At 67.1% G+C, this 24,152-nt stretch carries 12 protein-coding genes; 7 read left to right on the forward strand and 5 right to left on the reverse strand.

Annotated elements, in window-relative coordinates; genetic code table 11:
* The first annotated feature begins 811 nt into the window (after positions 1-811).
* From ACZ69I_RS38225 to ACZ69I_RS38255, 7 genes are all read left to right on the forward strand, one after another.
* Complete coding sequence (locus tag ACZ69I_RS38225) at positions 812-1,183, forward strand: hypothetical protein (RefSeq protein ID WP_470837096.1); 372 nt, start codon at positions 812-814, stop codon at positions 1,181-1,183.
* A gap of 71 nt (positions 1,184-1,254) precedes the next feature.
* The gene (locus ACZ69I_RS38230; RefSeq protein WP_470837097.1) at positions 1,255-1,767 is read left to right on the forward strand and encodes a hypothetical protein; all 513 of its coding nucleotides are present in this window, start codon (positions 1,255-1,257) and stop codon (positions 1,765-1,767) included.
* Between the two features lie 115 nt (positions 1,768-1,882).
* Positions 1,883-2,470, forward strand: a complete 588-nt coding sequence (locus tag ACZ69I_RS38235; RefSeq protein WP_470837099.1) for a hypothetical protein — start codon at positions 1,883-1,885, stop codon at positions 2,468-2,470.
* A gap of 488 nt (positions 2,471-2,958) precedes the next feature.
* Positions 2,959-4,164, forward strand: coding sequence for a DUF932 domain-containing protein (locus tag ACZ69I_RS38240; protein WP_470837101.1), 1,206 nt, complete (start codon positions 2,959-2,961; stop codon positions 4,162-4,164).
* Positions 4,165-5,004: 840 nt separating this feature from the next.
* Entirely contained in the window at positions 5,005-5,877 is an 873-nt protein-coding gene (locus ACZ69I_RS38245; RefSeq protein WP_470837129.1) for a hypothetical protein, read from the forward strand.
* Positions 5,878-6,110: 233 nt separating this feature from the next.
* The gene (locus tag ACZ69I_RS38250; RefSeq protein WP_470837102.1) at positions 6,111-7,580 is read left to right on the forward strand and encodes a ParB/RepB/Spo0J family partition protein; all 1,470 of its coding nucleotides are present in this window, start codon (positions 6,111-6,113) and stop codon (positions 7,578-7,580) included.
* Positions 7,581-7,648: 68 nt separating this feature from the next.
* Positions 7,649-8,023, forward strand: a complete 375-nt coding sequence (locus ACZ69I_RS38255; RefSeq protein WP_470837104.1) for a hypothetical protein — start codon at positions 7,649-7,651, stop codon at positions 8,021-8,023.
* A 469-nt stretch (positions 8,024-8,492) separates the two neighbouring features.
* Here ACZ69I_RS38255 and ACZ69I_RS38260 read toward each other — a convergent pair whose 3' ends face one another.
* From ACZ69I_RS38260 to ACZ69I_RS38280, 5 genes are all read right to left on the reverse strand, one after another.
* Positions 8,493-9,242: a thioesterase II family protein gene (locus tag ACZ69I_RS38260; protein ID WP_470837105.1), complete on the reverse strand. Its 750-nt coding sequence runs from the start codon at positions 9,240-9,242 to the stop codon at positions 8,493-8,495.
* 2 nt (positions 9,243-9,244) lie between these two features.
* Positions 9,245-11,149, reverse strand: a complete 1,905-nt coding sequence (locus ACZ69I_RS38265; protein WP_470837107.1) for a beta-ketoacyl synthase N-terminal-like domain-containing protein — start codon at positions 11,147-11,149, stop codon at positions 9,245-9,247.
* Positions 11,150-11,154: 5 nt separating this feature from the next.
* Positions 11,155-15,924 (reverse strand): amino acid adenylation domain-containing protein, encoded by a 4,770-nt coding sequence (locus ACZ69I_RS38270; RefSeq protein ID WP_470837109.1) that lies wholly within the window; start codon positions 15,922-15,924, stop codon positions 11,155-11,157.
* Between the two features lie 29 nt (positions 15,925-15,953).
* The gene (locus ACZ69I_RS38275) at positions 15,954-19,559 is read right to left on the reverse strand and encodes an SDR family oxidoreductase (RefSeq protein ID WP_470837111.1); all 3,606 of its coding nucleotides are present in this window, start codon (positions 19,557-19,559) and stop codon (positions 15,954-15,956) included.
* Between the two features lie 204 nt (positions 19,560-19,763).
* Entirely contained in the window at positions 19,764-24,119 is a 4,356-nt protein-coding gene (locus tag ACZ69I_RS38280; RefSeq protein WP_470837112.1) for a type I polyketide synthase, read from the reverse strand.
* Between the last annotated feature and the right edge of the window lie 33 nt (positions 24,120-24,152).

Consider the following 24,152-nt stretch of genomic DNA (forward strand, 5'->3'; position numbering starts at 1 on the left):
CCGCTTCGCTCTGCCTCCGGCAGCCGAATACTCCGCTGCCTCCGGCAGCTTCGTTTCGCGCGTCTCCGCGCGAATTGCCCGCCTCCGGCGGGGAGTTGAGTATAGGACTCCGTCCTATACTCGCCTTTTCGACCTCCGGTCGAATGCGTGCCGCTGGCACGCTGAATTGCCTGTGTTTATTGGTGGTTTGGTGTTGAGTGTCCGGGTGGTGGGTATTCCATACCCTTGAGCATACCCCTGCCTTTTCTAATTCTTAGAAAAGGCAGGGTATTGACGGGTTTTCCGGGAAGGAAAGCAACTCCCGGAAAACCGGGGGGAGTTTGCTCCTCCGGAGCAACCTAGCGGGGTCGTGCCTCCGGCCCGCCCCGAGCGGCCCGGCAGGCTCAGTGAGCGAGGCCCTGAGGCTCCTCCGGAGCTCTGGGGCGCAGTAGCCCGCTCCTCCCGGAGCGGGCGCCAGGGCGGAGGGGCCTCGACACTCACCTGCCAGACCTCGCCCCCTTATCCCCGAGGCCACCGTAACGTTCGCACCCGCCCACCACCCACCACTCAACGGGCGCGGGAGAAGGGGTAGCAGAGGGGATGTCAGCAGCCCTGCCACTCCCGAATGCCCCGCCGACCTGTAACGCTGTCCCGAGTCCGTACGGTGCCCGCAACACCTGTAGCAGCAGATACCGCAACGCTGTGGCGCAGCATCCAGTGCAGCCCGTAGTGCAACAAGGGTTCCCTTCAGCCGGGTAGAGACACTAATATTTGAAGTCTCGAGGGAGACCCCCGGGAACCGGAACCGCAAGAGACCAACGAAGGGGAAGACGTGGAGATCCAGATCTCTGACGGAATCGTCAGGAGGGTGCGCGGAGGTAAGGACGCACCCATGAACAACCCTGCAATCCACGCCCGCACCGTCGCGAACTTCCTGCCCCTGCTGTGCCAGCGCGCGGGAGCGAAGATCGTGCACAACTCCGACGCGAATTACACCGGAATTCGCTTCGACACCAAGGTGGGCCCCGTTGTGCTGGAGATACCGTTAGGTGACGGCCCTTACCGGCTCGTACACGAATTCATCGAGCCGGACGAGAACGGGCGCACCGAAGTTGAGATGCGGCGATTCCCGCAGATCTACAAGCCTCAAGGAGTCGCGCACATCACGGCCGAGTTCCTCCAGTCGCGCGGGTTCCTGACGTAATCGCGCAAGGGCACTCCGGGCGGGGTGACCCGTTCCGCAGCCCGGCGTCACAGAGAAGGAAAAGGGGAGTAATGGAGAACACCCGGATTACAGAGCAGGCCGAGGAAACCGGAGCGCCGCTCACGGACGCCGAGCAGGAGCAGGCCCGTTACGCTCTGCGGCAACTCGCCCGCAGCGGGAGCGATCCGGACGCCCTGAGGGTGCCACAGGAGCAGCTGGAGATGGTTCAGCCGTTCTTCGTACTGGGATGGGCCCTGGGGGTGCGTACCGGTCACACCGGTCCCGCTCTGGCCGATGTGCCGGTAGACCGCGCTACGGTCGCGCACGCGTTCCTCGTGCTGCTATGTGGGCGGTTACTGCCGGAGTACACCGGGCCCGTGGTGTGGCAGAAGGTCAGGTACCACGGCAGTCTGACGCAGCGTCACGGTGCCTACTGGGTGCATGCGGTTCACGCATACGCCAGCCCCTGTGGTGAGGCCCCTGATTTGCGCTACGACCTGTGTGACTTGGGTGGCGTTGAGGTGGTCACGAACGTACGGCGAGGGAGTCTTACGCCGCTGCCTGAGTTCCGCACGCTGACCTAAGTGCGCAGGTCAGGGGTGGGTTCACTCACCAGCAAGAAACACTAGTATTGAAGTTGTCCGGGGGCGGTGGCTCCGCCCCCGGACCCGCAGAAACCAACGTCGAAGGGGACGGCAAGTGGCAGACCAGGGCGCCCGGCAGATGCTGCCGGAGGTAGAGAAGTACATCGAGACCATCGAAGCGGCCACCACGGCCCGCACGGCAGCCCTCGAGGCTGCACGCGCGAAGTACCTGGAGCCGGACAGCCGCAACGAGATCAGTCAGGCTCAGCGCAGCGCCTATGCGACGGAGGCTGATGAGGCCTATGCGGTGAGCACGCAGGCCCGGGAGGCCGCATGGGAGGCCCTCAAGACGTCCGGTGATCCGCTGGTGCAGTGGATAGCTGAGAACTGCGCGGAATACTGGAGCGAGGCTCAGCACATCCTGGCCCTTCTTCCCGCCACGGCCGAGGAAATGGAGGATCTCGCGGACACACAGGACTGGTGCGGCGTCTGGGAAGAATTGCGACTGCGGGCAATTGAGGCCGGAGTCATGCCCGGCGTCTGCCCCCCGAGCCCTGCCAGGAAGGCGCTCTTCGAGCGGATCGATCAGGAAAGCTGCTGCGGCATGAGGCCGAGCGCGCAGCGACGCATCGGCAAGGCTGTGGACGTCCTGATCCAGGAAGTCCTGGCGGCTGAGACCAGCGCCGCAGAGGCCCCGGCGTGACAAGGCGGGTCACTAAGCCGCCTGAGTCCGAGTAGGAGCAACGCCGAGCCGCCGCGCCCTGTTTCCCACCCCGGCAGGGCGCGGCACTTCGGCGGACCTGCTGCCGGAGGGGGTGCTGTTCTGGCTGGCAGTCGCTTTTCGGCGTCGGCAGGTGCCGGGGAGAGAGGCGCGAACCGCCGAGCCGCGGGCCACAGTGAGGGTGGCCGAGGATGCAACAGCAGAAGCACCCGGGCGTTGGGGGCAGCCGCTCACCGCCCCCCTCTGGCCTGCGCCGGCGGTCGATCCACCACCTTTGGAGGGCGCCGGTGTTGGCGTTCGGGCGTACCGCTGCCACCTGCACGCGCATGCCCGCCCTGCGTGCTTCTGAGAGGGAGAACGGCCAGTTCAGGGGGTGGGTTCACCCCTCCCGCAAACACACTAATATTTAAGTTGTCCGGGGGTGGTGGCCCCTCCCCCGAACCCGCAGAAATCAACGTCGAAGGGGAACCGTGAGTATCACCGACGTCAACACCGCATTCGCCGCCGAGAAGGCCGCACAGGTAGAAGCCGTCCGCGAACAAGAGCAGGCCTTACAGGCCCGTGTGGAGCGGGGTGAGGTCCGCATGATCGGCTCCGACCGGTACGAAGTCCTCACCGGGTGGGACCGGGGCGAGACGTTCACCGTCTCGCGCAACACCGAGGGTCAGATTCAGCAGATCATTGCCAGCCACGGGCTCGACACACGGGCGGACGGCTCCATCGCCCTGTACACGTCCTCCCCGGCCTGGCACGGCCTCGGACAGGTCATCCCCGCAGGCACCACAGACATTGACGAGGTGCTGCATCTGTCCGGGCTCGCCTTCGAGGTCACCACGGTGCCCGCCTTGTACGAGTGGAAGGGTGAGCGGCGCGAGCACGCCGACCAGCAGCACACCGTCCGCGCCGACACCGGCGCCGCTCTCGGTGCAGTCGGCTCCCGGTACACGCCGATCCAGAACCGGGCAGGGTTCGTGTTCCTTCAGGAACTAGTGAGCCGCTATGACGTGGTATGGGAGTCCGCCGGACTCCTGCGTGGCGGAAAGCGCGTGTTCATCTCCATCCGCCTCCCGGAGGCGATCACCGTGGACGCCGACGGCATCAACGACATCGTGGTCCCGTACATCGCCGTCATGAACGACCACTCCGGCAACGGCCAGTTCCAATGCGTCGTCACCCCGTGGCGCCCCGTCTGCGCCAACACTGAACGGTTCGCCGTCCGTGACGCCGTCACCCGCTGGGCCATCCGGCACACCGCAGGAGCCACCAGCCAGATCAAGGAAGCCCGCCGCACCCTGGGGCTCTCCTCCCAGTACTTCGAACGGTTCACCGACGAGGAAACCGCGCTGGCCCGCACGGACATCGCCATCGCCGACTTCCACCAGGCGATCGCCGACCTGTGGCCTCTCGACGAGGACGCCTCCAGCCGGAAGCGGACCAACCACGCCACCCGGCTGGATGCCCTCGACGAGGTGTTCCGCGCCGAGAGCGAACGCATCGGACGGACCGCCTACGCGGCCGAGCGCGCCATCACCGGCTACCTCGACCACGTCACCCCCAGGCGCCCGCCGCAGTCCATGACCGAGGAAATCGCACGCGCCACGGCCGTACTCGAAGGCGCAGACGACGAGATCAAAAGCAAGGCCCACCGGCGCCTGCTCCAACTCCGCACCCGATGAACTCCGAAACCGGCAACCTCAGCTGACAGACTCCCGTGCGGGCCGGGAACCTTCCCCGAGCCCGGCCCGCACGGGCCCCTCCCCCACAGCGCGGAGCGCGCGCGTCGCCACCCGGCCAAGGGGAGCGGAGCGCGCCCACCCCTGCCGCAGAGCGGCAGCACGACGGACGCGTTGGCGGAGCAGATCGCGCGCCACCGCGGCACCCCCCGCGCCCAGAGAGTGCAGTCGGCCTCCGGCGCCCACCGCCCCGGCAAGGAGCCTCTGCCCCATGCCCGCAAGCCCAGGACTCACCCACCCCGGAGACGGACGCATCGCGGCCGCCATGAACCGCGCCCTGACCGCACGGCAGTCCATGACCGCGCGCAGCTGCCCCGTCTGATGTCGCCCCGCACACCCAGCCGCTCCTGGCCGCCCCTGACCGGCCGCCAGATCACCCTCCGAACGCAACAAGGGAGCACAACCGTGGCAACCTTCGACCACATCACTCACGAGCGCTGCGAGCAGTTGGGCCGCGCCCTCACGGCGGCCGGCCTGTCCTGGACAGACAACGGCCGTCAAGACAGCCCGGCGCTCTTGACCTACACCGCCACCGACGCTCACGGCCGCGAGTGGCACATCAGCCCGGCCACCAGCAACCAGATCATCCCGTCCCGTCCCGCGAGTATCTGGCAGGCCCAGCACGCCGAGCTGATGCACCGGACGCCACCCATGTCCGCACAGGCAGTCATCGACCACATCCATAACTTCCCGGCGCCCCGGACCTCCGAGCACCGCCAGGACGAGCCCCTCACCGACCGAGCGTGCGCGCGACCAGGCCCAGCACGCAGCGGCCGCCAGAGCATGCGGCGCGCCCTGCGGCGCGAGATCGCCGGAACCATAGGCCTGCTTGCCGACGAACACGATTTCCGTGCCATGCGGCGTTATGGGAGTTTCACCTTCGACGACTATGCGGCCTACTCGAAGGCGGTCGAGGAACTTCTCACGGCGCGTACCTCCCGGGGTCTCTACACCGTGGTGGCTCTCTTCGACCCGCAGGAGTACGCCGACTTCTGCACCGACGCCAGCCTGGATCCCGACACCCCCTCCAGCCGGACTCGCTTCACCGCCGACGTCGCCATCACGGGCCCGACCATCCCTTATGAGGGCCAGCCGCTGTCCGAGCTCGTCCCGGCCCTGATCGACGAGGCGGTCCGCCAAGCCGCCTGGGAGTACGCCTCCACAGCCTTGGCCCGCCTCGGCGACTGCGCCTCCTGCGGCAAGGACATCGGCCGGGCGGCCTTGGTCCGCGCCTCGAACCTCCTCTCGCGCATCCTCGACACGGCCCGGCCGGGCAACCAGCATCTCGTCTGCAGCATCAGGGTGGCAGCGGCACCGGCCCCCCTCACTTGCGCCCTCCACGCGGCCACCGGCACCGACGGCGCCACATCACTGGAGGAGGCTGAGGTCCTCGAATTCACCACGGTTCTCGCCCTCGGCCTCGCGGCGCACAGCCCGGGCGGACTCGTCATGCGCACTACCACCCCAGACACCGCCGACCGGGTCTACGGCTGGCAGCTTCGCGGCGGAGACCTCGAACCGCTTACGGCAGGTGAAGTCTTCGACGCGTACTGCACCGACGTCGATTCCGGCGCTCCCATCCCTCCGGAACCGGCCGTCGACTACTGCGCAGCGCCCGATCTCGGACGGGAATACCCAGAGCCGGGACATCACTGAAAACCTCCGGAACACGTTCCGCTGGTCACTGCGCCCGTGCTGCCGCAAGAGCGCATGGCGGTCGGCTTCCTGCCCGGCCGCTGCGCGGAGCACCCTGGTACCCCCAGAAAGCCGCGTTTCCCCAGGTCAGAGGGTATCTACCCACCACGCCGAGAAACACTAATATTGAAATTGAAGCGAGGGGTCGGCCCTCTCGGCCCGCTCGCCTCTCAGGCAAGGAGAAGGAGAGTCCCATGGCCACCACCGCCCCGTCCCCGGCCGACGTCCCGGACACACGCGAGGAGGACGTGTCGCAGACCGTCTCCCTCGACCCGGCGCTGATCCTGCGTGACGAGCAGAACGCCCGCGAGCACGACACCGAGCCGGACCAGGAGCTGATCGCCTCCGTCAAGGAGATCGGCGTCCAGGACCCCATCAGTGTCCGGCCCCTGCCCGACGGCACCTACGGCGCCTTCAAGGGCTGGCGGCGCGCACAGGCACAGCAGATCGCCAACACCACCGCCGAAGAGGACGGCCGCCCCTTCCGCAGAATCACGGCGTACGTGCGCGACGACCTGGTCGGCCGGGACGGCTGGACGCGATTCCTGTCCCTGGTCGAGAACAAGCACCGCGAAGGAATGAGCGAGCGCGACATCCTGCGGTCCCAGGAACTGTCCCTGATCGACATGAGTGACGTCGAGCGGCACAAGGCCGCCAAGGCCCTTGGCGTGGGCCGCGATGCCGCCACGCACGCCAAGGCGGCGCAGAGGCTCGACGACGCCGCGCTGCGCCGGGTGGCGGCCGCAGGCATGGACCTGGAGCAGACCGCCCAGCTCGCCGAGGTCGAGTCCGTCACCGGTGCGCAGCGCCGTCTGCTCGCCGCTCTCCAGCGTGACCAGGAGGAGGGCCAGGGCGGGCGCGGGCACTGGGACCAGGAACTGGCCCTGCTGCGCGCCGAGCAGGACCACCTCGCCGAACGCAAGCAGGTCCTGAAGGAACTGGAACAGCAGAAGATCCCGGTGCTGCGGGTGGCTTCACGGGGAGAAAAGAACCCCTCCACGCCGCTCTCCCAGCTCACCACCGGTCTGGGGAACCCTCTCACCGAGGAGAACCACCGCCGGTGCCCCGGTCACAGTGCCCGTCTCGACGAGGAGAACAGGCCGGTCTGGTACTGCGCCTGCCCCGCCGAGCACGGGCATAAGGTGCGGCCGCGGCCCAAGCAGCCCCGCACACAGGAGGACGAGAAAAGGGCGGAGGAGCGCCGCAAGGTCATCACCTGCAACCGGGCATGGAAGGCCGCCGTCGAACCGCGCCGTGAGTTCGTCACCCGGCTCGTGCGCATGAAGGCCCTGCCGGATGCGGCCCGTGTCTTCGCGCAGAACGTTCTTCTCACCCTTCCCTGCTTCTACAGCTCCTGGACGGACAAGCACGAGTTCGCCACCGTGGCGCGCTTCCTGGGGACCAAGCAGCCCCAGAACGCCGACCCGGCGCAGACAGCGGCGCAGCTGCCCAAGACGCGTGTGGTGCACGCCCTGTTCGCCCATGTCGCCGCTGCCTGCGAGTACGACCTCCGCGAGCCCAAGACCTGGTCGAATCTCACCGCGCGGCAGGCCCGCTACCTGCTGCTCCTGGAGTCGCTCGGCCAGAGCGACAACGGCAGTTACCGGCTGTCGGAGGTCGAGAGCCAGGCCGTGGTCAGCCACCGGCCCGACGCCGCCGCCTGACCGCCTTCCCCAGCCGGGCACGCCCCGTGCTCAACGATCCCCCCCATGCCCCAGAAAGGCTCACCAGCATGCCCATCACCATGGCCGACGTCCTGGACTTCATCAGCCAGTTACCCGACTCGGCAGCCGTCGCGCAGGTCCAGGAGGCCACCGCGCAGCGGCTCGGCGAGATCGACAGGGCCGCGTATACGGGCGTCGTGTCCGGGCGACGGGCCCGCATCAACAACTCCCTGCGCCCAGCCTTCCTGCGCGGTCTCACCGGCACCGTGCAGGAACGCAACCCCCGCACCCACAGCCGCACAGGCTTCCTGCTGGACGAGGAGTCAACCCGCACCCTGCGCACCGACCCGCTCAACAACCGCTATCGCGTCCCCGACGACACCAAGCGCTTCCGCATCCCGGGCGGTGTGCCCCTCGCGTGCCTGGACATGATCGAGGACTGACCAGCCTGCTGTGGGCGGTGCGCCTGCTGGTCGTCCGGGCGCGCCAGGTGGGGTGTCTCGGCGCCGTCGCGGCGCGCGCGGCGGTTCATGGTGTGAGCCCGGTCGGCCGTCTCAGCGAACGCCTCCTGGAGGTGGCGCAGGCACCGCGGTCGTCATTTGGCTCCGCGACACCGTCCAAGAGCCATCAGAAACGGCCTAGAGGCACCGTGACGCGTACTGGAATGTTGGTGGGCTTCGGTTCGAGGTGACCGCCGCGGCGTGGTCGTCGTAGCTGGCGCCGGACACCGGCTCAGCAACGGCTACGTCCAGCGGGCGGACCTGGAGCGCAGCGCGCGAGCGGCCTGGCCATCTGCCTGGGCGGGCGGGTCTTACGGGCGGCGTCCTAATCCAGCTTGGCGCGGGCCCGCATCCACGTACCCCACCAGTGCCACCGCGCCGTCTGACCCCGCGCTCGCCGGAGCCAGTCCGCTCACCCTCGGGCCTGGATCGCAGGATCCAGGCCCAGAGCGTGCTGCATCACCGCTCTCACGCTATCTGGCTGCGTTTGGTGGTAGAAGTGATCCCCTGGGTGGGGATGGAACCAGACGCGTCCATCTCGGGACAGCTCACGCCACGCCATGATCATCTCCTCGGTGAGCGAGCGGTCTTGTGTGCCCCAGAGGATGTGCAGGGGAGCCCGTAGCGGCCGGAGGTCCCGCGCCACGTAGTTCTCGGCGAGCACGATGTCCTGGCGCAACGCGGGCAGGAAGAGTTCGCGCACCTCCGCTCGCTCGAGCACCGATGGGCTGGCACCACCGAGACCGGCAAGTTTCTCGATCAATGCCTCGTCGCCGAGGCCGGAGAGCTGGTACATCACGGGCCGGGATGGCGCGCGGCAACCGGAGAAGAACAGTCTCTCGGCCGGTGTGTCCCAGGCGGTCTCCATCCTCTGGCCGAGCTCGAACGCGATGAGAGCGCCCATGCTGTGGCCGAAGATCGAGATCCTCTTGTCGTGGAGACCGGACAACTCGTCCAGGACCTCTTCCGCGAGATCGCCCAGGCTGTCCGGCATGCTTTCACCCATCCGCCTGCCCCGCCCCGGCAGTTGGAGATAGCGACAATCCACGCCCGCGGGAAAGGACCTGAACCACGGCAGAAACGCCTCGCCATTGCCGCCCGCATGAGGGATGAACACGACGACAGAGGACGCATCGGGGTCACGCGACTCACTCAAGTACACGGTTACAGCTCCACAATTCCGTCGTCGGCGTCGTCATCCACTGATTCCACCTCGCGCACATCCCGTATGACCCGCCGTACGAAATCTCCAAGCCGAGGCGCCTCGTAGAGGTCGGCGACGGAGCACGAGCTGATCCCTCTCTGCGTCAACGCCTGCATCAGTTGTACCGACAACAACGAGTCCCCGCCCTCTTCGAAGAAGTGGGAGTCGGCATGGGGCACCGTGCTCACACCGAGGCTCCTCTGCCATTCCGCGGCGATCACCTCCGCCAGCGACCCGTTTTCCGCTCTCACCGGGGGAGCGGGGGCCACCGTCGTCTCGATGTCCGTACCGTGCAGCGGGCGGCTGTTCAGCGGTGTGGCCGGCAACGGAACCCGGTACAGGGCGGGTGAGGCCTCGAGCGGCGTCGGCGGGGCCGGGCAGTGCACCTCATCCAGCGGTACGCCCACGCACAGCTGCTCGAGCTGCCGCCGCAGCTGGTCCCAGCTCTCCGCCTGAAGATGACACCGGCACAGCTGCTTGTCCTGCCGATAACGGTGCTGCAGCGTCCAGGCGTGGTGGGGCAGGGCGTCCCCACCACCGTCCTCCGTCACCTCGAGCAGGTGCCGGGCCAGAAGCCGGAGCCCATCTTCGCTGGCGGCGGCCAGGGGGAACCAGAACGGCCCGGCGAGCGCCGCGGCCGGGCGCGACGGTGGCGGTGCCAGCAGCATGTGCACGTTCGTGCCCCCCACCCCCAGCGACGTGACGGCGGCCAGCTCGTCCGGCCTCTGCCACGGCGACGGCTGCGCATGCACCTGGAACGACGTCTGCACGCGAGCACCGTCCATGCCGGGCTGGGGATAGATCACGCGGTGGTGCAGCGCGAGCACACACTTCGCCACACCCACCAGACCGCTGGCAGCATCGAGATGGCCGATGTTGGCCTTGATGCTGCCCAGCGACGGCATCGGGCCCTGCCTCTGCCCGTACACCTCCATCAGAGCCGCCAGCTCGAGGCTGTCTCCCAGCACGGTGCCCGTTCCATGCCCTTCTATGTATCCGACCCTCACCGGATCCACATCGGCCTTGGCCAGAGCACGGTTCATGACCGCGCTCTGCTGGTCGATGCTCGGTGCGGTGAAGCTGACCTTCTTCCGGCCGTCGTTGTTGACAGCGCTGCCCTTGATCACGCCCCAGCACGGGCCGCCCTCCTGCAGCACCTTGTCCAGCGGCTCCAGCACCAGGACCACGGCACCGGTGCCACCCACTGTTCCGTCCGCCTTGTCCGTGTACGGGTTGCACTGGCCCGAGGGGGAGAAGATCATCCCCTCGGTGACCGGGGAGCCTTCCTCAAGGGGCAGCGTGAGAGATGCCGCCGCGACCAACGCGATCGAGCAGTCCCCGTTGCGTAGCGCCTGGCATGCCTGGTGCAGCGCCACCAGACTGCTCGAGCAGCCGCTCTGCACGGACATCGCAGGGCCGGTGAGATCCAGATGCCAGGACAGCCGCGTGGCGAGAAAGTCCTTATCGTTTCCCAGCAGCACGTTGTAGCGGGCGATGGGATTGTCCGCCGCTTCTTCCTGGCGTGTTGTCCAGTGGTTGATGCTAGCCGAGCAACTCGCGAAGACCCCGCATTCCAGCGGATGTTCCCCGACCGCATGACCGGCGCTCTCCATCGCTCGCACAGCCTCCTCCAGCACCAGACGGTGCTGGGGGTCCATGCGCCTCGCCTCCGCCTCCGCGATGTTGAACCGTTGCGTATCGAACCAGTCATGCCGGTCGATCAGGCCACGCGCACCGACCAGATCCGAGCGCTTCGCATCGAAATGGCCGATAGCTGACTCCGCCCTGAGGAGAAGGCGATGGAGCTCCCAGGGGGTGTCACTGGCGGGGACGCGCACGCTCATCCCCGTGATGGCTATATCCATGTCCCTCATGTCCTCTCGGCCCTCAGGAGTTCATCCACCATCTCTTTCTGGTCCTGGATGCACGGATGCCGGAATACATCGACCAGAGACACCGCGGGCTCCCGCAGCAGGGAGTTGAGACGCTGCACCAGCAACGCTGCCTTGATCGACGAGCCGCCCGCCTCGAAGAAGGGCAGATCTTCCGGCAGTTGCCCCGCACCAAGGATCTCCCGCCATATCTCGTGGACGGGATGCTCACCGGAGGGCTGCGGCCCAGCTTCGGCCTCCAGAGGATCGGGAAGCCGACTCTCGTCGATCTTTCCGTTGACGGTCATCGGCAGGGCCGGAACGGGCAGCAGTCTCTCCGGCACCGCCCAGGCCGGCAGCACCCGCGACACCTGCTCGGCCAGTTCCTGCGGCTGGACATCCCGGTCCGAGACGTACCAGGCCACCAGCATCCGGGCGTCGTTGTCGATCGCCACCGCGCGCACCACGGCGGCGGTGACACCGGGCGCCTGTCGTAGCGCACCGGTGACTTCGTCCAGCTCGACCCGGTGGCCGTTGACCTTGACCTGGCTGTCTTGCCGTCCCAGGTAGCGGAGCCGACCCGTACGGTCGACGACGGCCACGTCACCGCTGAAGTAGTAACGCCGCTCGACGCCCTGTGCGCTGAGGAGGCCGAACCGCTGCTCGTTGAGCTCCGGCGCGTCGTAGTACCCCAGGCTGACCCCGCCCCCGGTGATGCACATCTCGCCCGGCACTCCGATCGGGCACGGCAGGCCTCGGGCGTCACGGAGCAGGATTCCGGTGTCGGCCAGCGGTATGCCGATGCACGACGTCGTATCCTCCGGCGTCATCTCGTGCGCTGTGGCATGCACCGTGATCTCGGTGATGCCGTACATGTTGACGAGACGGGTCGCTAGTGTGCCGTGGCGCCGCCACCAGGGCTGCAGATCGGAAGGGTGCAGTTCTTCGCCGCCGAAGACCACCAGCCGAGGCAGCTCGGATAGGGCGACATCCGTGACACTGGTGAAGTTCCGGAACGCCGTCGGTGTCAGACTCACCACGCTGATCCGCTCGCGCTCCAGCAACTCGGCGAAGCGCAGCATGTTCGTCGCTTCCGCGTGGTGCACCATCACCGCGCACCCGCCGTACAGCAACGGCCCGAATATCTCCCACACCGAGAAGTCGAACGCGTAGGAGTGGAACAGTGTCCACCGGTCGTTCTCGTCGAACTGCCCCCACTCCGCGCAGGAGGAGAACAGGCGGCACACGTTGTGATGGGAGATGGTGACGCCCTTCGGGCGCCCGGTGGTGCCGGAGGTGAAGATGACGTACGCGAGATCGTGCGCCGCGACCGGTACGGGGGTGAACCCGTCGCCGGACCGCGCCAGCGCCTTGTAGCTCTCTGTCGGGAAGCCGGCCGCCTCGTCGCTGTCGGTGACAGCGAACCGGATACGGCTGTGCTGCGCTATGTAGAGGTTGCGTTCTGTGGGGTTACGCGGATCGAGCGGGACATAGAAGGCGCCCGCGCGCAGCACCGCCAGCAGTGCGGCAACCAGGCGCCAGCCCTTCACCATGTGCACGCCGATCGCATCGCCCGCTCGCACGCCTTGCGCCTGAAGGCCGGCCGCGAGATCCTCCGACTCCCGCCAGAGCTGCGCGTAGGTCACGGAGACGTCGCCGTCCTGGAGGGCGACGCGGGGACCGAAGCGCGCCACGCTGTCCGACAGCCAGTCGACCAGTGACGCGGCCGTCTCGACAGGCCTCGGCGTGAGCAGTTCTCGCAGAACCGGCAACTGTGCCGGTGGGACCGGGTCCAGTCGGTCCAGCGTCCCACCCTCAAGGACACTGCGTTGCTCCAGGAGATGCCCGTACATGTCGGAGATCGTGGTCACCCAGTCCGCCGGGACCCGGTCCCCCTGATACTCGAACATCAGCCGCAGCCCGCCGTCGGCTGTCACGATGGCGGAGACGACCAAGGGCGCCTTGGCGCTCCCGGTGTGGCAGAGGTCGACGCGCGCCGGTATGTCCAGCAGACCGAGGTCATCCGGTAGGAAGTCCATGTAGCTGAAGATGATGTCGAAGAGCGCTTCCTTGGCGACGTCGTCCGACAAGCGGTCGACCACCTCGTCGATCGCAACGTCCTGCCACTGCAACCCGTCCGCGAGCTGCCGTTGAACCTGTGTCACCGCCTCGCGGGCCGTGCTCCCCTCGTGCAGGACGCACCGCACCGGCAACGAGTTCGTCATGTTCGCCACCACCGACTGGGCCCCGGCTCCCTCTCGATTGGCCACCGGAGTGGCGATCACGAGATCCGGGGAGCCGCTCACCCGTTGCAGGGCAACGAACAGCGTGGCCATCAGCATCACGGGCAGGGTCAGACCATGGTCCCGGCTCGCGATCGCCAGCCGCTCACGCGCATCGGCATCCACCGTCCACGACACAACGCCGTCGGGAGCGCGCTCGAGGCTTTGGGGCCACGGGTGTTCAGCTCCATAGCCCGCGAGTTCGTGCTGCCAGTGCCTCACCGCCTTCCCAGTGCGCGCATCGGACGCCGTGGTGAACCTGGGCTTCACCGACGGTGGCCGAGCGTCTCCTCGGTAGACGGAACTGATGTCACGCAGCAGCGCGTTCAGCCCCACTCCGTCCACGGCGGTGTGAGCGAACGAGAGCAGGAGACAGGAGCACCCGTCGCGCTGCGTCGACAGCAGCGCCCGAACAGGAGGCTCCTGCTCCAGTACGAACGGCCGGGCGAAGAACTCCCGCTGCCGCCCCTCGTCGCACTCCTCCGCGGGCAGCTCGCACCAGACGCCGCTCATGTCGGCCGGACGGTAGTGCGCACCGTCGCGATCCAGCTCGACGGTCGAGGCCAGAGAGCGGCTCTGCGCCAGCACCGTCATGGTGGCCCGGCGCATACGGTCGCTCTCCACCACACCGTCGAAACGGACAACAAGACCGATGTTGTAACTCCCGGGCGAACGGTGCGTCTTGTAGACCTTCACCATGCGGTATTCCAGCGCGCTGAGGCGGCCGTCCTCCAGGGGCACCGCGTCGGCCTTCGCCACGTTGTCCGGGAGCTCCTCGATCCGGCGTACCAGGGCGGAGAGCGGCTCGGTGGCCGACAGGATGGAACGCACATCCACGGATTTGCCTGCCCGGTCGCGCAGCAGCGTCCTGAGCCTGACCGCTGCCAGGGAGTCACCGCCCAGCGAGAGGAAGGTGTCGTCCGCTTCCGGCACTCGCCCGAGGGTCTCCGCGACGAGGGCCATCACCGGTGACGACGGCACCGCCTGATCTTGCCGCACTTCGTGATCCGCGGAGAGCGCCCGGCGATCGATCTTTCCACTGGTCGTGCGCGGCAGCGCGCCGGCTCGCACCTGCAAGCCGTGCGGCATCATGTACGCCGGAAGTGTCCGCTGTAGATGCTGTCGGCACTGCCCGATCAGTTCGTCGTCGCTTTGGTCGTGACGGCTCTTCGTCACGATCGCGAGCAGTTTGTGCTCTTCCTGACAGCTCTGGACGATGACAGCCGCTTCGCGGACCGCGTCCAACGTCAGCAGGGCCTGCTCCAGCTCCTCCAGCTCGATGCGGTGCCCTCGTATCTTGACCTGGAAATCGATCCGGCCGTGAAAGTGCAGGAGCCCACTCGGGTCTCGGTGCCCCCAGTCGCCCGTGCGGTAGACGCGCCGCTCTTCGCCGTCTGGGCCGGTGAACCGCAGGAACCGCTCCGCCGTCAGTTCGGGGTTGTCGTGGTACCCCTCGGCCAGGCCCACACCCGCCAGTAAGATCTCGCCCTTCTGTCCCGGCGCCACGGTGCGCAGCTGCTCATCCACGACGAACACCTCGGTGCCTGACACCGGGAAGCCAATCGGTACGGGCCCCGAGCCCGGATGTTCGTCCGCGCGACTGATGCGGAACACCGTCGAGTAGGTCGTGTCCTCCGAGGGCCCCCACAGGTTGTTGACCGTGTCGACGCGGCTACTCTCGTAGATGTCGTCGACCAGATTCCAGTTCAGCGCCTCACCCGCGAGGTTCACCGTGTTCACGCTGGGAGGGATCGCGCGGGCGCGCACCAGCTCGCGCGCGGCCGACGGCACCGTGTTGATCAGCGTCGGAGCAGCGCTTCCCGTCTCCTCGTCCAGCAGGTCCAACACGGACTCCACCAACCAGATCGCCTGTCCCGTGACCAGCGGAACGAAGATCTCGAACACGGCCAAGTCGAAGGTGATCGTCGTGGAGGCCAGGACGCAGCGCAGTTGATCCGGTTCGTAGTACTCCTGTGCCCAGTCCATGAGGGCTCGTACGCTGCGGTGAGCGATGGCGATGCCCTTGGGCTTACCGGTAGAACCCGAGGTATAGAGCAGGTACGCCGTGTCCTCCGCCGGTTCCACCGGCGTTGCCGTGCGAGACACCGCTGCCGTCCCCAAGTCCCGGACGTCCCACTGGGGCAGGCCCGGCACGTCAAAGGTCAGCGGATCGTCGTAAACGAGCACCGCCGGCCGGCTCTCCGCGAGGATCGCTTGCTGCCGTCGCGGCGGATGCCGGGGATCGAGGGCGACGAAGGCATGCCCGGAGTGCCACGACGCCAGCAGCGCGGCGATCAGCTCGGGGGTCCGCGACAGATGGAGCGCCACCGGTCCCTCGCCCCTGTGCTCCCGGAACGCCGCCGCCAGGACCTCCACCCTGTCCAGGAGTTCTCGGTAGGTGAGGCCCCGTTGCCGCCAGTAGACGGCCGGCGCTTCGGGGTTCCGTTCGGCGTGGCGCACGAACCGGTCGATCACAGAATCCGTCATCAGCTCTTCGCCTCTCGTTCGCCCCACAGTCAGGAGATCTGGGACTTGTCAAGGGTTTCGGTCATCAACTGCTCGATGTGGGAGGCGAACTCCCTGACGGTGGGATGCTCGTAGATCGCCATGGCGTGCATCCGGATGGGGAAGTCGTCCTTGATGAGCTCGATCGCCTGCAAGACGATGAGCGAATTGCCGCCCAGTTCGAAGAAGTTGTCGTCATTGCCCACGCGGTCGATGCCCAGCAGGGTCTGCCAATGCCGCGCAACGGAGATCTCGTACGGCGTCGTCGGCTCGTCCCAGTCGGTCCCCACAAATTCCTCGCGCTTTCCCGCAACCGACGTCACGTTCCTGGCGAGCGCTTCGATGGAGCCGACCCGCGACCAGTTCTCGATCACCTTGTTGAAATCAAGGGTGGAGACCACGAGCCGGGAGCCGAAGGAGGAGGAGAACAGTCGGCGGTAGACCTCGAAGATCTCCTCCTGGGTCATCTTGTTCCTGACGTGCTCCTCGCTGAGCTCCTTGAACTGCGGCAGCGTGGCGTAGTTCCTCGCCCGCGCCTCGTTGACCGCGCCCCAGTTGATCGCGAGCACCTGCGTCTTCCCGATGTGATGGCAATGCTCCGCCCACGCATCGACGAAAGCGTTGGCTGCCGTGTTATCAAGCTGGCCTAGGCCGCCGATAATCGAGTTCATGCTGGAGCACAGGAGCATGAAGGCCGGGTCCTGCGGCAGGAAGACGTCACAGAGATTGATGGTTCCGTCAACTTTCGCAGCGAATACCTGCTCCAGAGATTCCGGCGTTCTCGTGCGGATCATTCCGCTGTCCACCGTGCCCGCGGCATGAATCACGCCGCAGATCCGCTCGTTGTGCTCGTCGAGGTGTTCCTTGACCCGCTCGACGTCCGCACGCCGGGTGACGTCGGCCGTCAGGACGTCGACCCTGCCTCCCGACGTCTCAAGGCTCCGCAGCCGACGGATCTTCTGGCTGATGGTGTTGTCGTCACCGTGCTCCTCCAGCCAGGAGGTCCATCGCTCCCGGGCCGGAAAGTTCGTGCGGGTGGTGAGGTAGACGTGCGCGTCGTAGTGCGAGGTGATGAACTCCGCCAGTTCCAGTCCGAAGTTGCCAAGGCCGCCGAAGATCACGATGGCGCCGCCGCCCTGCAGCAAGCTGTCGCCCACGCGGTCCGCCGGCAGGGTGTAGCGCACGTAGTCCTTCACGAAACGGTGAGCCCCGCGCAGGGCCACCTCGCTGCTCGCGCCGCTCCCCATCTCCGCAAGGAGCAGCCGACCCGTCTCCTCGTGCTGGAACTCGGGGTCGATGTCAACGAGATGGCACTGCGTACCCTGGTACTCCTTCGGCAGTACCTGCGAGATGCCGATCAACGTGGATTTGATCGGCTCGATCTCCTCCGTGCCGACAATGCTCACCGAGCGGTCGGTCACCAGGATCGTGTCGAAGTCGACCGTTAGGCCCAGCAGGTCGTATGCCTTGCACAGCGCCACCATCGTGTAGAGGCCCTGCGCCTGGACGCTCTCCCGAGGCTGCCCGGCGTGCTCCAGACACCAGAAGTGCGCGATCCAGTCCGGGAGTTCATCGTCGTCGCGCAGACTCGTCAACAGTTCAGCCATCTGCTGTTCGTCGCCGGGGGTGACTTGATAGTGGCCCTCGGACAGGCGCGCGTACTCGGTCCCGGGAGACACCTGCACCACGGTGGCGCCACGCTGCCGCAGCAGGTCGGTGAAGTAGGCCGAGATCGGATTTTGATGACGGAACATCAGCACCGTTCGACCGCTCAGGTCGGGCGCCGGGGAGGCGATCCGCTGTTTCTTCCATGTCGGCGTGTAGAACCACTGGGCGATGTCACTGATCTTCCCGTCGGAACCGTCCACCTGCCCGGTCAGCTCTTCCGGGGCGATCCAGTGCTCACGACGCTCGAACGGGTATCCGGGGAGCGGGAGACGCCGGCACCCGGAGGGCAGTCCTTCCGCCGTCTCGATGGTCCCGCCGCCGAGCCAGAACGTGGCCAGCTGCTCGGCGCTCGCCTCCTGCGCACTCTTCAGTGACCAGCGCCCCGCCGCGCTCACGTTCACGAAATCGTCGGGGACGGCGGCGGCCAGGCGGTCCTGTAACTCCGCCACCGAAGCCACCGGGCGACCCCAGCGATACCTGAACGCGCTGCGTCCCAAGAGCAGCGTCCACGCGATATCGCGGAGATCGTCCTCGGGGTGCGCCTCCAACCACGCCGCCAACTGCTCGATCTGCTCGGACAACGCTTCCGGGGTCCGTGCGCTCAGACCGGCGAAGCAGGTTTCCCGCGGACATGCCGGTCGCTCGGCTCGCACCGGAGCCTCTTCGAGGACCACCACGCTGTTCGTACCACCGACTCCGAAGGAGCTCACGGTAGCGATACGTGGCCCCTGCGCGCTGCTTTCCCAGTCCATCAGGCGTTGCGGGATGGCGAACGGCGAGCGGTCGAGGTCTATCGCCTGGTTCGGCTTGTCGTAGTTCGCCTGCGGCGAGATGGTCCGGTGCTGGAGGTCTCCGATCACCTTCAGGACACCGGCGAGGCCGGACAAGGCGTCCAGGTGGCCGATGTTGGCTTTGACCGTGGACAGGGCGATGCTGCCGCGCGGCAGACCGCCGTACACCTTCATCAGCGCTTCGAACTCGATCGGGTCGCCCATCTTGGTGCCGGTGCCGTGCGCTTCGATGTAGCCGACGTCCCGCGGCGCGATTTCGGCGTCGGCCAGGGCGTTCTGAATGGCCTTCACTTGCCCGGACACCGACGGGGCCATGTAGCCGACCTTGTCGCTCCCGTCGTTGTTCACCGCGGAAGCGGCCACGACAGCGTGGATGGTGTCGTTCGATTCCACCGCGTCCTCGTACCGCCTGAGGACGAGGAAGCCGGCGCCGTTGGTGAACACCGTGCCGTCGGCGCGGTCCGAGAACGGCGAGCAGTGCCCCACATCGGACTGGATGCCGTCATGCTCGTAGTGGTACCCGTACTGGTACCGCGGTTTGATCACGGCTCCGCCGACTAGGGCGATGTCGACGTCGTAGTTCAGGAGGCTCTTGGACGCCTCGTGAATGGCCACCAGTGAGCTCGAGCAGCCGCAGCGCAGATTGACCGCGATACCTTGCCAGTTGAAGTGGTAGGCGATGCGGGAGGCGATGAAGTCGGACTCGTTGAGGTAGAGCAGCTGGGTCTGCACGCTCGGGTCGGCCCGCTGATGATAGAGAGCCGCCAGGTTCTCGTTGAAGTAACTGTTTACCGCCGATACGGAGTAGACACCCACACGCTCGGACAGGCTGTCGGGGGCGTAACCGGCGTGCTCGCATGCGAGCCACGCGTACTCCAGTGACTTCCGGATCTGAGGGTCGAGATAGCTCGCCTCCTTCGGGCTGTAGCCGAAGAAGCCAGCGTCGAAACAGCGGTAGTCTTCAGGACCTCCCCCGACCGCACGGAACGCTGGCGACCGAGAGAACGACTCAGGGAGTTCCGCGCTGATCTCCTCCTGCCGGTAGTGCCTGATTCCCTCCTTCTTCTGGGATGTCAGCTGCCACAGCGATTCCGGCCCGGAGCACCCGGGCAGTGAGGCGGCATAGCCGATGATGGCGATCTTGTTGTCGTCAGGCATACGGAGAGCCCTCCGGTGTCGGTGGAAGTGGTGATGTCCGTACTCGGTGCCGTGGGCGGCGCGTTCGCGCCAGCATGTGCCCGGCCGGAGGCGGCTCGGGGCTGCCGCGGCGGAGGCAGAGGCGGCCGGTCCGAGGTGAAGTCCCGACGGCGTGCGCGGGCGTCGTCGGGACATGCCCCGCCTATGTCGTGCCTGCGTCACGTCTTACGACGGCTCGCGCCCCGATGCCGCGTTGGGGCTGCCGGCTCGCCGACGCTGCCTCTGCCGCCGCCTCCGTGCACGTGACGCCGCGTCCTCACGGACGGCATCGAAACCGGCAAGGTCATCGGGGCCCTGTATCCCGGAGGCCAGCTTGCGAATCGTCGGATACTCGAAGATGTCCACCATCGACAGCGAGCAGCCGACCGCCTTGTTGAGGTCCCCGGTCATCCTCAGCGCTAGGAGGGAGTGCCCGCCCAGCTCGAAGAAGTTGTCGTCGATACCGATGCCGGTCAATCCCAGAAGTGACTCCCAAACGGCGGCGATCTTCCGCTCTATGTCGTTCTCGGCCGGATGGTACTCACCGCTCATCTCAGGGCGGGGTGCCCTGTCTGCGGGCTCGTCGACCAGTGGTTCACACGAACCGCCTTGGCTTCCCACCCATTCCTCGTAGCGCTGCTGCAGATCGACGCTGGAGACGATCTGCTGACCGGCCAGCCCGCTCCAGCCTCCCCAGAGGACGCGCCGCCCCTCGGCCGGGCGCATGGCGTAGCGGTCGAGCTGCGAGCCGAACGCGCCTTGACGGAACTGCGAGGGCACTTCCTCGTCCTCGCCGAACTCCCATGCCTCCCAGCTCAACACCGTCCAGCGCGAGGGGTGGTGCGGACGCAGCTGCGCCACTGCGGCGTCCAGCCAGGCGTGCAACGAGCCGTAGACATACATGCCGATGCCGCCCAGGGCGGCAGAGATCGACGAGATCACATGGCAGTGCTCGACCTGCAGGCTCGCTGCCACTGCCGCCATGTTGTGCAGTCCACGGCTCTTCGCGGCGAAGCTGGTGCGGCAGAACGCCTCGTCCACGTCCTTGATCAGTTGGTAGTGCATGGATGCGTCCACGCCCGCCGTGTGGACCAGCGTGTCCAGGCCGCCCATCGCCTCTCGGGCGTCACGGCACGCCTCAAGCAGCGAAGCCTGCGACTCGACGTCGGCCTCCCGGATCGTCAGTCGGCCGGGCCACCGCTGCATCAGGGACTCGATACGAGCGGCCCGCTGCCGGCCGGCTTTGTCGTCGCGCGCTTTCAGGTGCGCCAGTGAACTCCGCTGGACCAGGCAGACATTCGCCTCGCTGTTCTCCAGGAACGTTCTCGCGTACTGCAGGCCAACCTGGCCGCCGCCACCGAGGATCACCACAGACCGCGGCGTGCGGTCACGGTCGATCCGCCCCTGTGCCGGCAGGGGAAGGAACCCTTCGGTCAGGCGGTCGGAATGGCGCAGCACGACGAGCGCCGGCGCGTCGCTGCCCAGCTCTCGCGCCAGAAGCGCTCCGTCCCGGCCGTCGACATCGATCAGGCGGGTAGTCAGCGCCGGATACTCCTGGTTGAGCGACTTCACCGCCGTGGACAGGGCGGCGAGGGCCGGGCAGGGATCCGTCATCACATCGACGGCCGAGCGGGTGATGATGGTCAACTTGCGTGGCCCCGCGGCATCCCACTCCTTTACCAGGGAGAGGACGGTCATCAAGGGCCCGAAGGCATCATCGCCTGCCGAGTCCGGGTGGAACAACAGCGCGATGTTGGCCGGACCATCCTTCAGCGCCGCAGCCCATGACGCACGGTCGCCTTCGACGACGCGGCCGCTCCCGCCGTGGCGGCGCAGGTCGGCGTGCAGCTCTCGCGCGAGTTCCGCAGACGCTCCGGCGCCGTCCGGTATCAGCAGCCAGTCTCCGACGGATCCGCCGACCGCAGTCGCCTGCTCATCCAGCGGCACCCAGCACTTGCGATAGGCCCGCGGTCCGTCCGCCCGGCTCTGCCTTCGCGGCGTCGTCCAGCACTCCGTCAGCTGGAAGGGATAGTTCGGCAGCGGCGGGGAGGACGGCAGAACGTCCTGATCCCGCGTCTCCCGCCAGTCCACGCGCACGCCCTGCTCCCACATCTCACCGAAGCCGGTGAAGAGCGCCTTCCACGCGTTGTCCTGGTCTGCCGGATTCGGCAGGATGTTGACGCAGGGATGGCTCGTGGTCTGTGAGGCGAGATTCTTTAGGGTGCGGCCCGGGCCGACCTCGAGGAAGCAGAAGCGGTCCGCATGACGCTCCGCACTGCGGACCGCGTCCGCGAACGCGACCGGTTCGCGCATCTGACGCAGCCAGTAGTCCGGCTCGCCGTACTGTTCGAGACCGATCTCGTGTCCGGTCAGCGTCGAGACCACGGGAATCCGAGACTCCGCGAACCGCACGCTCTGCAACGCTTCTCGGAAGAGCGGCAGGATCGGGTCCAGCAGAGCGGAGTGGAAGGCGCGGTCCACCTTCAGCGGCTGGCCGTGCAGACCGCTCTGCCGCGCGCGCTCCGTGAAGCGGCGGATCTCCTCGACGGATCCGGACACGACGCTCATCGTGCTCGTGTTGAACGCCGCGACACTGAGGTCGGTTCCGTCCAGGAGCGGGGCGAGGGTCTCGGCTCCCGCCATCACGCTGTACATCGCGCCCGGGGCCGTTCCCTGGACGAGCTGCGCCCGCCGCAGTATCAGCCTGGCCGCGTCCCTGAAGCTCAGCGCCTGCCCCACCACCATCGCGGAGTACTCCCCCAGGCTGTGGCCCAGCATGAGGTCGGCGTGGACACCGCAGTGCTCCAGGTACTCGGCCAGCGCCACCTCCAGCGCGAGCAGGGCGGGTTGGGTGTGCTGGGGCTCGTTGACGACGTCGTGCCGCACAAACAGGATGTCGTGGTAACTGTGGCCGGAGAGCTCCTCCATGACGGCGAGCTTCTCGTCCAGCGCGTCACGGAAGGAGGCGGAGTGCTCGTACAGGTGCCGTCCCATGCCGGTGTACTGCGAGCCCTGCCCGGTGAACATCAGCACGACGGCTGGTTCGCCCTGGACGGTCCTGGCACGGCCGCGCCGCTTCCTCAGGCCGGTCCGCAACTCCTCGACGCTGTCTGCCCACACGCTCTGGCGCACCCGGAGGGCGGTGCGCCCCCGTTGGGTGATCTGTGCCGACCTCGCTATCGCGTCGTCGCTGCCGTCCCACCGCAACCACGCTTGCTGCAACTCCCCAAATGCCTTCTGGTTGGCGGCGGACAGCAGGAAGAGTCCGCCCGCCTGCGCCGTCGGGGGCACAGGGGCCTCAGGTGCGCCACCGATGACGACGTGAGCATTCGTGCCGCCGATGCCGAGCGCACTGACGGTGGCGAAGCACTCCTCGTCGGGGAGCTTTCGAGGCTCGGTGTTCACAAAGAACACCGAACTGTCCAGGGCGATATGGGGGTTGGGCTCCCGGAAATTCGCCTGCGGCGGCAGGAGACGATTCCTCAGCACCAGACAGGCCTTGAGCACACCCGCCAGCCCGCTGACCGTGTCGAGATGGCCGAGGTTGGCCTTGACCGATTGCAGGGCGCAGGTGGATTGCGCGGCCGTCGAACCTGCCCACGCCTCGGTGGCCGCCGCGAACTCGATGGGGTCACCGAGCTGGGTTCCGGTGCCGTGCGCTTCGTACAACGCGACGCGTTCGGGTGGGATCCCGGACACGCGCAAAGCATGGCGGATGGCTCGCCGCTGCCCGGAGACCGAGGGCGCCGTGAAGCCAGCCTTGTCTCCCCCGTCATTGTTCAGGGCGCTGCCCTCGATCACCCCGAGGATGTCGTCGCCGTGGGCGAGGGCCTTTTGCAGGGGCTTCAGCACCAAAGCGGCGACGCCGTTGGTGAAGACAGTGCCGCTGGCCTTGTGGTCGAAAGGCCGTACTGTTCCGTCTGCTGATCGAATCCCGCTGGGGAGATACTCGTAACCTTCTTCATGGGGTGCGGCGAGCGAGACCGCACCCACCAGGGCCATCTCTGCCTGCCCGGTCAGGAGAGCCACGCGAGCGTGATGCAGTCCAGCGAGGCCTGAGCTGCATCCGCTCTGCAACGTCAGTGCCTGCCCCGTTGCGCCCAGCTTCCAGGCGATACGGGTGGCCAGGAAGTCCGGCAGGTTCCCCAGCAGTGCCTCGTTCTCGGTGCCGGCCCGTATCTCGTCGGCGAGATTCGTCCACAGATAGTGGTTCTCGCTTGCCGAGGCGAAGACGGCAGTGGTGGGAAGCGCCTGCTTGTCCATGTAGCCCGCGTTCTCCATGGCCCACCAGCAGTGCTGGAGCAGGTGACGGTGCTGCGGGTCGAGCCGGCGGGCTTCGTTGTAGGAGAAGCCGAAGAAGGTGTAGTCGAAGCCCTTCAGGTTGTCGACGCTGCCCCATGCCTCGACGCGCTCGGTACCTTCTTCGTACGTGTTGTGGTAGAAGCATCGCTTGCTCATCAGACCAGTCCACAGCTGGTCCAATTCCCGAACGTTCGGGAACTCGAAGGAGCATCCGATGATGGCGATCCTGTTCTTACGCATCAGGCAACCACCCCCGACTCTTCTTCTGGTGCG

The sequence above is a fragment of the Streptomyces sp. NPDC036815 genome (genome assembly GCF_055609205.1).